The sequence below is a fragment of the Polaromonas sp. P1_H6 genome (assembly GCF_056405195.1).
This window is the reverse complement of sequence record NZ_JBFUCN010000011.1, coordinates 68,367-80,148: the sequence shown is the minus strand read 5'-3', so window position 1 is coordinate 80,148 and position 11,782 is coordinate 68,367. Positions and strand designations below refer to the sequence as shown.

Annotated in this window: 15 protein-coding genes; 12 read left to right on the top strand and 3 right to left on the bottom strand. The window is 66.7% G+C overall.

Annotation, left to right across the window (positions count from 1 at the left end):
* The first annotated feature begins 4 nt into the window (after window positions 1-4).
* Window positions 5-607: a DUF4142 domain-containing protein gene (locus AC1D1F_RS12205; protein ID WP_477676689.1), complete on the top strand. Its 603-nt coding sequence runs from the start codon at window positions 5-7 to the stop codon at window positions 605-607.
* A 17-nt stretch (window positions 608-624) separates the two neighbouring features.
* Here the strand turns inward: AC1D1F_RS12205 and AC1D1F_RS12200 are convergent, their stop codons facing one another.
* On the bottom strand, window positions 625-1,590 hold the full coding sequence (locus tag AC1D1F_RS12200) for a LysR family transcriptional regulator (protein WP_477676688.1): 966 nt from the start codon (window positions 1,588-1,590) through the stop codon (window positions 625-627).
* A 132-nt stretch (window positions 1,591-1,722) separates the two neighbouring features.
* On the opposite strand from AC1D1F_RS12200, the gene AC1D1F_RS12195 reads away from it, so the two are divergent.
* Complete coding sequence (locus tag AC1D1F_RS12195; RefSeq protein ID WP_477676687.1) at window positions 1,723-2,589, top strand: oxidoreductase; 867 nt, start codon at window positions 1,723-1,725, stop codon at window positions 2,587-2,589.
* 75 nt (window positions 2,590-2,664) lie between these two features.
* Here AC1D1F_RS12195 and AC1D1F_RS12190 read toward each other — a convergent pair whose 3' ends face one another.
* Entirely contained in the window at window positions 2,665-3,873 is a 1,209-nt protein-coding gene (locus AC1D1F_RS12190) for an MFS transporter (RefSeq protein ID WP_477676686.1), read from the bottom strand.
* Between the two features lie 131 nt (window positions 3,874-4,004).
* On the opposite strand from AC1D1F_RS12190, the gene AC1D1F_RS12185 reads away from it, so the two are divergent.
* Window positions 4,005-4,955: a LysR family transcriptional regulator gene (locus AC1D1F_RS12185; RefSeq protein WP_477676685.1), complete on the top strand. Its 951-nt coding sequence runs from the start codon at window positions 4,005-4,007 to the stop codon at window positions 4,953-4,955.
* Between the two features lie 6 nt (window positions 4,956-4,961).
* Here the strand turns inward: AC1D1F_RS12185 and AC1D1F_RS12180 are convergent, their stop codons facing one another.
* The gene (locus tag AC1D1F_RS12180; RefSeq protein ID WP_477676684.1) at window positions 4,962-5,630 is read right to left on the bottom strand and encodes a TetR/AcrR family transcriptional regulator; all 669 of its coding nucleotides are present in this window, start codon (window positions 5,628-5,630) and stop codon (window positions 4,962-4,964) included.
* A gap of 147 nt (window positions 5,631-5,777) precedes the next feature.
* Between AC1D1F_RS12180 and AC1D1F_RS12175 the strand changes: the two genes are divergently transcribed.
* The 9 genes from AC1D1F_RS12175 to AC1D1F_RS12135 all read left to right on the top strand — a co-directional run bounded on the left by AC1D1F_RS12175 (window position 5,778) and on the right by AC1D1F_RS12135 (window position 11,748).
* Window positions 5,778-6,251, top strand: a complete 474-nt coding sequence (locus AC1D1F_RS12175; protein ID WP_477676683.1) for a VOC family protein — start codon at window positions 5,778-5,780, stop codon at window positions 6,249-6,251.
* A 33-nt stretch (window positions 6,252-6,284) separates the two neighbouring features.
* Entirely contained in the window at window positions 6,285-6,701 is a 417-nt protein-coding gene (locus AC1D1F_RS12170) for a nuclear transport factor 2 family protein (RefSeq protein WP_477676682.1), read from the top strand.
* Between the two features lie 46 nt (window positions 6,702-6,747).
* Window positions 6,748-7,182 carry a VOC family protein gene (locus AC1D1F_RS12165; RefSeq protein ID WP_477676681.1) on the top strand — a complete coding sequence of 145 codons (435 nt, stop codon included), beginning with the start codon at window positions 6,748-6,750 and terminating at the stop codon, window positions 7,180-7,182.
* Between the two features lie 13 nt (window positions 7,183-7,195).
* Window positions 7,196-7,543 (top strand): YciI family protein, encoded by a 348-nt coding sequence (locus AC1D1F_RS12160; RefSeq protein WP_477676680.1) that lies wholly within the window; start codon window positions 7,196-7,198, stop codon window positions 7,541-7,543.
* Window positions 7,544-7,574: 31 nt separating this feature from the next.
* Window positions 7,575-8,195 (top strand): glutathione S-transferase family protein, encoded by a 621-nt coding sequence (locus tag AC1D1F_RS12155; RefSeq protein WP_477676679.1) that lies wholly within the window; start codon window positions 7,575-7,577, stop codon window positions 8,193-8,195.
* 172 nt (window positions 8,196-8,367) lie between these two features.
* Window positions 8,368-9,327, top strand: coding sequence for an ABC transporter ATP-binding protein (locus tag AC1D1F_RS12150; protein WP_477696730.1), 960 nt, complete (start codon window positions 8,368-8,370; stop codon window positions 9,325-9,327).
* Entirely contained in the window at window positions 9,324-10,085 is a 762-nt protein-coding gene (locus AC1D1F_RS12145) for an ABC transporter permease (RefSeq protein ID WP_477683876.1), read from the top strand. Before AC1D1F_RS12150 ends, AC1D1F_RS12145 begins: the two co-directional genes overlap by 4 nt.
* 98 nt (window positions 10,086-10,183) lie before the next feature.
* Window positions 10,184-11,290 (top strand): pirin family protein, encoded by a 1,107-nt coding sequence (locus AC1D1F_RS12140; RefSeq protein ID WP_477676677.1) that lies wholly within the window; start codon window positions 10,184-10,186, stop codon window positions 11,288-11,290.
* A 2-nt stretch (window positions 11,291-11,292) separates the two neighbouring features.
* A complete protein-coding gene (locus AC1D1F_RS12135) occupies window positions 11,293-11,748 on the top strand; it encodes a hypothetical protein (protein ID WP_477676676.1) in 456 nt (151 codons plus the stop codon).
* Window positions 11,749-11,782: the final 34 nt, after the last annotated feature.

Genomic DNA, 11,782 nt, shown 5'->3' with positions numbered 1-11,782 from the left:
TTCCATGCCCATGAAACCCCAATCCTCACTTCGCACCTACGGCCTGGCGCTTGCCGTGCTGGCGGCGCTGGCGCTGTCCGTCGCGCCCGCCGTCTGGGCGCAAAGCGGCACCGCACCCGCCGCACCCGCGACCACCAAGGCCGAAGACGCCTCCAAGCTGGACCGCAGCGACCGCAAGATGCTGGAAGACCTGGCGCAGGGCAATATGGCCGAGGTCGACGCCGGCAAGATGGCGCTGGAAAAATCGCAGAGTGCCGAGGTGAAAAAATTCGCGCAGCAGATGGTGGACGATCACACCAAGGCACTGGGCGAAGTGCAGGCGCTGGCCACCGCCAAGAACGTCACCTTGCCGGACGGCGCCGGCGCCATGGCCAAGACCAGGGCCACCGCGCTGAAAGCGCTGTCGGGCAGCCTGTTCGACAAGGAATACGCCAAGCGCGCCGGCGTCGGAGACCATGAAAGCACCGTGAAGCTGCTGCAGAAGATGCAGAAGGACGGCAAGGACAGCGACGTCAAGGCCCTGGCCGGCAAGATGCTGCCGACGGTGGAGCATCACCTGGAGATGGCAAAGTCACTGGCGGCCTCCACCGCTTCCGCCAAGTCCTGATGCGCTGAGCTTGCAGCTCAGGGCTGCTTGCGGCGCCGGCCGGTTTTGGGCGGCGCCAGCTCATGCGGCTCCAGGAAAAACTGCGTGTTGCCCACCAGCCGCTCGACCGCGAGGTCGATGAAGGCGCGCGCCCGCGCCGGTTGCGCGCTGCGGCTTCCGTAATAGACGTGCAGGCCCAGGTGGTCGGTGACGTGTTGCGTGAGCAGCGGCACCAGCCGACCGGCGCGCACCAGCGGCGCGGCGGTCACGCCTATCAGCTGGCCTATGGCCTGCCCGGCCACGACGGCGCGGGCTTCGAGGTCCACATCGTTGGCCAGGAAGGATGGCGCGATCACGCGGCCCACGACTTCTTCGCCGACCTTGAATTCCCAGGGCATGGTTTTGCCGCTGCCCGTGTTGTGAAAACCGGTGCAGCGATGGTGCGCCAGCTCGTCTATCGTGGCCGGCGCGCCGTGCTGGGCGATGTAGGCCGGCGCGGCGCAGACGATGAGCTGCAGCGGCAGGATGCGCCGCGAGATGATGCCGCCTCCGGGCGGCGAGCCGGCGCGAAAGCCGACGTCGACACGGTCTTCGACCCAGTTGCCGATGCGGTCGTCCATCTGGATGTCGGGTTCGACCTGTGGGTAGCGGCGGCAATACTCTTCAAGCACCGGCCACAGCACCTCGAGCATGATGGAGCGCGGCGCGACGATGCGCAGCGGCCCGGCGATCTCTTCGCGGCTGCGGCGCGCGCCGTGCAGCGCGCGCTGCAGCGTGGAGAGCCCGGGCTGCGCGGCCTGCAGGAACTGCTCGCCCTCTTCCGTCAGGCTCAGGCTGCGCGTGGTGCGGTGGAACAGGCGCACGCCGAGGTGCCGCTCCAACTGCACCAGCGCCTGGCTGGCGGCCTGCGGCGTGATGGCCTGCGCCGCGGCGGCCTGGCGCAGGCTGCCGAGTTCGGCGGCCTTGACGAAGGTGGCGATGGCGCGCAGTTCATTCAAAGCCATGGTGCTTCTCTCGGGGCTGGGTGGTGATTATCACGATTTGCTTGATTATGAACCCAGCGACTCCTGGCTATTCAACACCCAATGGAAATCCTACATTGCCCTCCTCAACAACTTTTTTTGAAGGACCTGGCCATGAATGCGAAGACGGATTTCAAACGTGTCTGGATGATCACCGGCGCGGCGCGCGGCATTGGCGCGCGCATCGCCGAGGCGGCGCTGGCCCGCGGCGAGGCGGTGGTGGCGACCTCGCGCGACGCGGCTTCGGTGCAGAAAAGATTCCCCGCGGGCGCTGCGCTGCTGGCGCTGCCGCTGGACGTGACGGACGAGGCGCAGGCGGCCGCTGCCGTGCAAGCCGCGCTGGCGCGCTTCGGCCGCATCGACGTGCTGGTCAACAACGCGGGCTATGGCCTGCTGGGCGCGGTGGAAGAAGCCACGGCCGACGAAGTGCGGCGCCTTTACGAAACCAATGTGTTCGGCCTGCTGAACGTGACGCGCGCCGTGCTGCCGTCCATGCGCGAGCGCCGCAGCGGCCACGTGATCAACATCTCGTCACTGGGCGGCTACCAGTCCGGCGCGGGCTTTGGCGTGTACTGCTCGACCAAGTTCGCGGTGGAAGGCCTGAGCGAAGCGCTGCACGGCGAACTCGCGCCGCTGGGCATCCACGTGACGGTGGTGGAGCCGGGCTACTTCCGCACCGACTTCCTGGACAGCAACTCGCTGTCGGTCTCGCCGCGCATCCTGGACGACTATGCCGCGAGCGCCGGCCGGGTGCGCGCGGCCGCCACGCAGATCAACCACAAGCAGGCCGGCGACCCGCTGCGGCTGGCGCAGGCCATGCTGGCGCTGGTGGACTCCGCCACGCCGCCGCTGCGCCTGCCCTTGGGCACCGACACGCTGCAGACGATTGCGGACAAGCATGCGTTTGTCGAGGCCGAACTGAAGGACTGGAAGGCGCTGGCCGCGTCGACGGACTTTCCTAAGGAAGCGCTGGCCGCCTGAACCGCGTTGCGTGGATAAGAAATAAAAAAAGGGCCTCGCGAGAGGCCTTTTTTTATCGGCGCGGGAATGTCCGCATCAGGCCGCGCAGGGCGCGAGCTTCTTCGCGGGCCACATGCGCACCATCAGCGCGGCCGCACCCGATACCGCGGCCATCACACACACACCTTGCCAGCCCGCGTGCGCCAGCACCACGCTGCCGAGCCAGGCGCCGCTGGCCATGCCGCTGAACATGCCGATGAAGAGCACGGCGTTGAGGCGGCTGCGCGCGGCGGGCTCTATGCCGTAGATGAGGGTCTGGTGCGCGATCAGCGTGGCCTGCGCGCCCAGGTCAAACACCACCGCGCCCAGCGCGATCAGCCACAGCTGGTCGGGGCCCAAGGCCATGGCGATGAAGGCCACGGCCACCAGCGTGGCGCCCAGGCGCGTGACGATTTCCGGGCCCTTGCGGTCGGCGAGCCGGCCGGCCAGCGGCGCGGCCAATGCACCGGCGGCGCCCGCCAGGCCGAAGGCGCCCGCCGCGCTGCTGCCCAGGTTGAAGGGCGCGGCATGCAGCATGATGGCCAGCGTGGACCAGAAGGCGCTGAAGCCGACACTGATCAGCCCCTGGGCGATGGCCGCGCGGCGTAGCGCGGGGTGGCGCTTCCACAGCGTGGCGAGTGAGCCCAGCAGCGCCAGGTAAGGTAGTTGCGTGGTCGGCACAAAGCGCGGCAGCAGCCGCGACATGGCCGCTCCCAGCAGCGCAATGCCGAGGGCGGCCGCCACGAACATGCTGCGCCAGCCGAACTGCTCGGCGACCACGCCGGCCACCACGCGCGAGAGCAGGATGCCCAGCAACAGGCCGGTCATCACGGTGCCCACGGTCTTGCCGCGTTGCGCCTCCGGCGCGAGCGTGGCGGCGGCCGGCACGATGTCCTGCGCCAGCGTGGCCGCCAGCCCGATGGCAAGGCTGGCCAGCACGAGCACCGCCAGCGAGGGCGCGCAGGCGGCCAACAGCAAGGCCAGCACCAGGGCGGCGGCTTTGCCCACGATGATGCGGCGCCGGTCATAACGGTCGCCCAGCGGCGCGAGCAGGCCGATGCCCAGCGCGTAGCCGAGTGTGGTCAGCGTGGGCACCAGGCCGATGGTGGCGGGCGTGGCCTTGAATTCGGCGACCAGCAGGGCCAGCATGGGCTGGCTGTAATAAAGCGAAGCAGCGCCCAGGCCGGCGCCGGTGGCGAGCAAAAGAATCAGCGAAAGCGGCAACCCCGGGGCGGCGTGGTCATGCGTATTGGCGGTGATGGTCATGTCAAAAGTCCTGGTAAACGCCCCTCTAAGGGCAGGACGCGAGTATGCGGGCTTGGTTTTACGCTGTGAAGGCGGCTATTGGGCACAATGGTCATACGCAATACGTATGCAAAGACAGAGAACGGACACCCATGAAAACCGCGCCGGACCGGATTGAACTGATGCAGACCTTTGTGCGCATCGTGGAGGCGGGCAGCCTGTCGGCCGCCGCCGCGCAGATGAACGCCACGCAGCCCACGGTGAGCCGGCGCCTGCAGGCGCTGGAGCGTTCGCTGGGCCTGAAGCTGCTGCAGCGCTCCACCCACGCGATGAAGCTGACCGAGGACGGCGAGCGCTGTTTTGCCCGCGCCAAGGAATTGCTGGGCAACTGGGACGCTTTCGAGGCCGACCTGCGCGGCACGCAGGAAGTGCCGGAGGGCACGCTGCGCGTGGTCGTGCCGCATGCGCTGGGCCAGCAGCGGCTGGTGGGGCCGCTGGTCGATTATTTGCGGCGCCACGAGCGGGTCACGGTGGAATGGCTGCTGCACGACGGCACGCCGGACTTCATCGCCCAGGGCATCGATTGCGCGGTGCACGTGGGCGCGGTGGAAGACCCCTCGCTGGTGGCCGTGAAGATCGCCGAAGTCCGGCGCATCGTGGTGGCCGCGCCTTCGCTGCTGCAGGGCCGGCCGCCGCCGCTGCAGCCAGCCGAACTGCAGGCCCTGCCCTGGCTGGCGCTGCAGACCTTTTACCGCAACGAGGTGGCGCTGACCCGCCGCCATGCCGGCCGCGACAGCGAGGAGTTCCGCTTCGCGATACAGCCGCGCCTGGGCACGGACAGCCTGTTCGCGCTGCGCAATGCCACGCTGCTGGGCCTGGGCGCGAGCATTTCCTCAACCTGGCTGGTGGCCGAGGACGTGGCGGAAGGCCGCTTGCTGCACCTGGCGCCCCAATGGTGCGCCGCGCCGCTGCCGGTCTGGCTGATCTATCCCTATTCGAATTTTTACCCGGCCAAGCTGCGCCGCTTTATCGAGGCGTTGCGCGAGGGGCTGCCTGCAGGCATGGGCTTGCCCTCACGCGCGGACCCGGCGGGCGCGGCCTGAGGCCCGCTATTTTTCGCACAGGCCTTTTTCCACCATATCGATCAGGCGCTCGCCGATCTGCAGCATCTGCGGGCCCAGGATGGGGCCCAGCGGGCCGTCTATGACCAGCATCGCCAGGCCGTGCACCGCCGACCAGGCCAGGAACTCGGCGCCGGGGCGGCGTTCGGGCGACATCACGCCGGCGCCCACGAGTTTGTCGATCGCGGCGCCCAGCAGCTCGAACGGGTCCAGCCCGCTTTGCCCTTTGCGCTCGCTATCGGCCGGCGCGCCCTGGGCTCTTTCCTTCAAATCGTCCGAAGGCCCGAAGGCCGTACGGAACAGCCCGCTCTCCGCCTGCGCAAAACGCAGGTAGCCGGTGCCCACCGCGCGCACATTGGCGCGGGCGAATTCGGCGGGCGGTAAATCCGGGGGCAGTGCGGCCAGTTCGGCCTCCATGGCGCGGGCCACGGCCGCCAGCGCGGCGGAGCGAACCGCATAGAGCAAGGCCTGGCGGCTTTCGAAATGGCGGTAGGCGGCGTTGGGCGCGACGCCCGCACGGCGCGTGGTTTCGCGCAGCACCACGGCCTCGGGGCCACCCGCCCGGGCCAGCTCGACGGCGGCTTCCAGCAGCGCGCGCCGCAAGTCTCCGTGGCGGTAAGTGCTGCGGGGTGGCGGGGGCTGGGACGCGCTCGACATGGCTTGTTACGTATTTATGTGGACAGCGTTCATTATCTTTGCTATTCTTTTGTGGACGGTGTACACAATACTGCTGATTGGGCCACCGCACAAGCCTCCGAACCCTGAATTTCCCCGCGAAACCCCGCGCTTACAAGGACCCCAACCATGCAGAAAATCACCCCCTTCCTGTGGTTCAACGACCAGGCCGAAGAAGCCATGAACTTCTATGTCTCGATCTTCAAGAACTCGAAGATCACCATGCTGCGGCGCTACGGCAAGGAAGGCCCCGGTCCCGAGGGCACGGTCATGACGGGCAGCTTCGAACTTGAGGGCCAGGAGTTCATGGCGCTCAACGGCGGCCCGCACTTCAGCTTCACGCCGGCCATCTCGCTCTTTGTGGATTGCAAGACGCAGGCGGAGGTGGACGAGCTGTGGGACAAGCTCTCGGCCGGCGGCGCGCCCAACCAGTGCGGCTGGGTGCAAGACAAGTTCGGCCTGTCCTGGCAGATCATCCCGACGGCGCTCGGTGAAATGCTGGGCGACAAAAACCCGGCCAAGGCCGGCGCCGCCATGAGCGCGATGCTGAAGATGCGCAAGATCAGCATCAAGGATTTGAAAGAGGCCTACGACAGGGCCTGAAGCCGGACAGTATTTGCAAGAAAGGCCGCCGCCATGAACAGCCCCATCGCCACCCTGGTGCGCCGGTATTTTTCGGCGTACGAGACGCAGGACCGGCAAGTCCTTGAAGACCTGCTGGACGAGCGCTTCACCTTCAGCAGCCCGCTGGACGACCGCATCAACCGCGCCGCCTACTTCGCGCGCTGCTGGCCCAACAGCCGCACGCTGCGCCGCTTTACGGTGGAGAAGATATTTGGCCAGGGCGACGAGGCCTTCATACGTTATGAGGCCGAAAGCACCACGGGCAAAAAATTCCGCAACACCGAATGGCTGCGCTTCCAGGGCGGCAAGCTCGTGGAAGTGCAGGTGTACTTCGGCCGCGATACGCGGCCGGCCACGCCAGTTCCTGCACTTGTTCCCGCAACGCGGATGGCCGACTGGCCTGCCACCGCCGCGCTGTTTCCGCGCTAGGCACGCATCCCCACCCCCCAACCAACCAACCCCAAAGGAGATTCCCATGCTGGTTCAGTCCTACCTCTTTTTCAACGGCCGCTGCGAAGAGGCCATCGAGTTCTACCGCAAGGCGCTTGGCGCGCAGGTCACGATGATGATGCGCTTCAAGGAAAACCCCGAACCCATGACGGATGGCTGCGGCCCCGACGGCGGCCCGGCCCCCGACCCCAACAGCATCATGCACGCCAGCTTCAAGATCGGCGAGACGGAAGTGATGGCCTCCGACGGCATGGGCGGTGGCAAGGCGGAGTTCAAGGGCTTCTCGCTGTCTGTGTCCGCGGCCAGCGATGCCGAGGCGCAGCGCCTGTTCAAGCTGCTGGGCGAGGGCGGCAAGGTGGAAATGCCGATGGCCAAGACCTTTTTCGCCTCGTCCTTCGGCGTGGTGGTCGACCGCTTCGGCGTGTCGTGGATGGTGATCCATCCGCTGCCCATGCCTTGAGGCGGCGCATCCCATGCAGTTCCTGCTGATCATCTGCCACGACGCGGCCTTCGCGCCCACCCCGGCCCTGGTCGCCGAAATAGGCGCCTGGGTCAGGGACATGCAAGGCCGCGGCATCCTCCAGCACGGCAACCCGCTACGCCCGCCGGGCGAAGCCGCCACGGTGCGGGTGCGCCGCGGCAAGCGCGTGGTGACGGACGGCCCTTTTGCCGGCAGCGCGGAAAAAATGTCGGCCTACGGGCTGATTGAATGCGCCGGCATGCGGGAAGCCATCGACATCGCGGCCGGCCACCCCATGGCCAGTGCCGCGACCATAGAGGTCAGGCCGGTCTGGTCCGACCTGCCGCGCATGGCGGCTTGAAAACACACGGGAAACACACGATGGAAAAACCATGAAGCTTTACTACTCGGACACGCTGAACCCGCGCAAGGCCTGCGCCGTCGCCCGGCACCTGGAGTCGCCACTGGAATTCATCCCTGTCGCGCTGGAAAAAGGCGAGCACCGCACGCCTGAATTCCGCAAGATGAATCCGAACGCCAAGGTGCCGGTGCTGGTCGATGACGAACTGGTTCTGTGGGAGTCCAACGCCATCATGTGCCACCTGGCGGAGAAAGCCGGCTCGGAACTCTGGCCGCGCGATGAACGCCGCATCGAGGTGATGCGCTGGCTGATGTGGGATGCGACCGAGTTCGCGCCGGCCGTCGGCACTTTTTACTTTGAGCACATCATCAAGCCGCGCTTCCTGGGGCGCGAGGCCGACCCCGCCGAGATTGCCCGGGTGACGCCGGATTTCGAACGCTATGCCGGCGTGCTGGAGGGGCACCTGAAAGGGCGCGAGTACCTTGTCGGCGATGCCCTGACCGTCGCCGACTTCGCGGTGGCCATCACCTTGCCCTACGCCGAAAAAGCACGCTTGCCGCTGGCGGGTTTCCCGGCGATCCGGCGCTGGCACGACCGCCTGAACCAGTTGCCTGCCTGGCGCGAACCCTGGCCCGAACAGCGAGCCGCCTGAAGGCGGCGCAGGCCCGCCGGGAATCGGAGCGCCGCGCGGCACGAGGCGGCCGTACCCACGCGCGAAAAGCGGCAAGGCCTTGAAAAGCCCTTAGTCCCCGGCTTTTCGCTCGCGCTCGATAGAATGATTCGGGCACTCTTCCTTGAGTGCCCACTTCACACCAGGATGCCGCGTGCAAGCCAATCCCATCATTTCCATACAGCAACTCAGCAAAACCTACGCCTCGGGCTTTCATGCGCTCAAGTCGGTGGACCTGGAGATCCGGCGCGGCGAGATCTTCGCCCTGCTGGGCCCCAACGGCGCTGGCAAGACCACCCTGATCAGCATCGTCTGCGGCATCGTCAACCCCGGTTCGGGCACGGTGACGGCCGACGGGCACGACATCGTCCGCGACTACCGTGCCGCCCGCTCCAAGATCGGCCTGGTGCCGCAGGAGCTTTCGACCGATGCCTTCGAAACCGTCTGGTCCACCGTGAGCTTCAGCCGCGGCCTGTACGGCAAGCCGCCGAACCCGGCCTATATCGAGAAGGTGCTGCGCGACCTGTCGCTGTGGGACAAGAAGGACAGCAAGATCATGGCGCTTTCGGGCGGCATGAAGCGCCGGGTGCTGATCGCCAAGGCGCTGTCGCACGAGCCGACCATCCTGTTCCTGGATGAGCCCAGCGCCGGCGTCGACGTCGAACTGCGCAAGGGCATGTGGCAAATGGTGCGCGAGCTGCGCGACGGCGGCGTCACCATCATCCTGACCACGCACTACATCGAGGAAGCCGAGGAGATGGCCGACCGCATCGGCGTGATCAACAAAGGCGAGCTGATCCTTGTCGAGGACAAAACCGTGCTGATGCGCAAGCTCGGCAAGAAGCAATTGAGCCTGCAGCTGCAAACGCCGCTGCAGAGCATTCCGGCCGCCCTGGCCGGGCTGCCGCTGGAGCTGACGAAGGAAGGCCACACCCTGGTCTACACCTTCGACACGCAGACCGAGGAGACCGGCATTGCGGCCCTGCTCAAGCAGCTGGCCGAACTCGGCATCGACTTCAAGGACCTGCACTCGAGCGAGAGCTCGCTCGAAGACATCTTCGTGAGCCTGGTGCATGCCGACACCCCCACCGCCAACATCAAGGAGGCCGCATGAACTGGCACGCCATCCGCGCGATCTACCGCTTTGAAATGGCGCGCACCTTCCGCACGCTGATGCAGTCCATCGCCTCGCCGGTGATCTCAACCTCGCTGTATTTCGTGGTGTTCGGGGCCGCCATCGGCTCGCGCATGGGCGACATCGACGGCATCCGCTACGGCGCCTTCATCATCCCCGGCCTGGTCATGCTGTCGCTGCTCAACGAGAGCATCTCGAACGCCGCCTTCGGCATCTACATGCCGAAGTGGTCGGGAACGATTTACGAGCTGCTGTCGGCGCCGGTGTCGTCGATGGAGGTAGTGATCGGTTATGTGGGGGCCGCGGCAAGCAAGTCCGTCATGCTGGGCCTGTTGATCCTGGTCACGGCGCGCCTCTTCGTGCCTTACAGCATTGCGCACCCCTTCTGGATGCTGTGCTTCCTGCTGCTGACCGCGCTGACCTTCAGCCTGTTCGGTTTCATCATCGGGCTCTGGGCCGACAACTTCCAGAAGCTGCAGGTTGTGCCGCTGATGGTGGTGACGCCGCTGACCTTCCTGGGCGGCGCGTTTTATTCCATCAACATGCTGCCGCCGCTGTGGCAAAACATCGCCCTGGTCAACCCGGTGGTCTACCTGATCAGCGGCTTCCGCTGGAGCTTCTACGGCGTGGCCGACGTCAATGTGGGCCTCAGCGTGCTGGCCATCCTGGGCTTCCTGGGGCTGTGCCTGGGCGTGGTGTGGTGGATCTTCCGCACGGGCTGGAAGCTCAAGAGCTGAAGAGCCGGCAAGCCCGTTGGCAGGCCGGCGCCGCTTGAAGCATCAGCGGCCGGCCGCATATGTCTTCTTTGAACGTCACACGCCAGAAAGGCCTCTTCATGCCTGCCACGTCCGCCGCATCTTCCGCCACCGACTCCGCCGCCCACCCGGTCCTGCAGGTCAAGCCGCTCGGCTTTCCGTGGGCGACGCTCGATCCCTTCCTCTTTTGCGTCTACCACGACGACGCCTACCCCCGGGCCAATGCGCAGATGGGACCGGACGCCTCACTCACGGGACGCGACATCGGCCAGGACTTCGCGCGCAAGGACGGCTGGAGCATGTACCACGGCAGCACGGTGCCGGGTTTTCCGGCGCACCCGCACCGCGGTTTTGAAACCGTGACGATCGTGCGCAAGGGCCTGGTCGACCACTCCGATTCGCTGGGCGCCACGGCGCGCTTCGGCCGCGGCGACGTGCAGTGGCTCACGGCCGGCAAAGGCGTGGTGCATTCCGAAATGTTCCCGCTGCTGGACCCCCAGAACCCCAACCCGCTGGAGCTGTTCCAGATCTGGCTCAACCTGCCGGCGGCCGGCAAGATGGCGGACCCGCACTTCACCATGTTCTGGTCGCAGGACATTCCGCGCCAGGTGCTCACGGACAGCGCGGGCCGCACCACCGAAGTCGCCGTCATCGCCGGGCGCCTGGGCGAGGCCGAAACCGGCCCGCTCGCACCGCCGCCCGATTCCTGGGCCGCGCAGGCCGATGCCGATGTGGCGATCTGGACGATTCGCGTGGCGCCCGGCGCGCGTTGGACATTGCCCGCCGCCAAGGGCAGCGGTACGCAGCGCCAACTGTATTTTTTCAAGGGCACGTCGGCCGGCGTGGCCGGCCAGCCCGTCAGCGGCCATGCGGCCATTACGCTGCGGGCCGATGCGGCCGTGGAGCTGGCCAACAGCGGCGCCGACGAAGCCGAGTTCCTGCTGCTGCAAGGCAAGCCGATTGGCGAACCGGTGGTGCAGTACGGCCCCTTCGTGATGAACACTCAGGCCGAAATCGCGCAGACCCTTGCCGACTACCAGCGCACGCAGTTCGGCGGCTGGTCCTTCGCGGACGACGCGCCGGTGCACGGCCGTGAGCCGGCGCGTTTTGCGCGCTACCCGGGCGGGCGCGAAGAGCGGCCGGCGGAAGCGGCAAGCACCGCACTACCTATCCAGGAGTCGACATGAGCATGAGCACACAAGCAGAAGACGTGAAGCGCGAACTTGATGCGCTGGCGGCGGCGTTCTTTGAGGCCGTGTCCTTCGAGGCCGGCGGCGCACCGCCTTACCAGAACATCCACGGCCTGTTCATCGAGGCCGGCCTGCTGATCAAGAACACGGCGGCCACGCCCGAGATATCGACCGTCGCCGAATTCATCGCGCCGCGCCGGGCCCTGGTGGACAGTGGCGCGCTGACGCGCTTCAAGGAATGGGAGCTGTCGGAGACCACGCAGGTCTTCGGCAATATCGCGCACCGCTACAGCGCCTACGGCAAAGCCGGCACCCAGAACGGCAAGGACTTTGAAGCACGCGGTGTGATCTCGACACAGTTCATCAAGACCCCCGAAGGCTGGAAGATGAGCGCGATGGCCTGGGACGACGAACGGCCCGGCTTGTCGCTGCCGGCTGAACTGCTGGGCCGCTGAGCCCTCCTCAGGCCTGGTGGTTGCGGACCGGCGC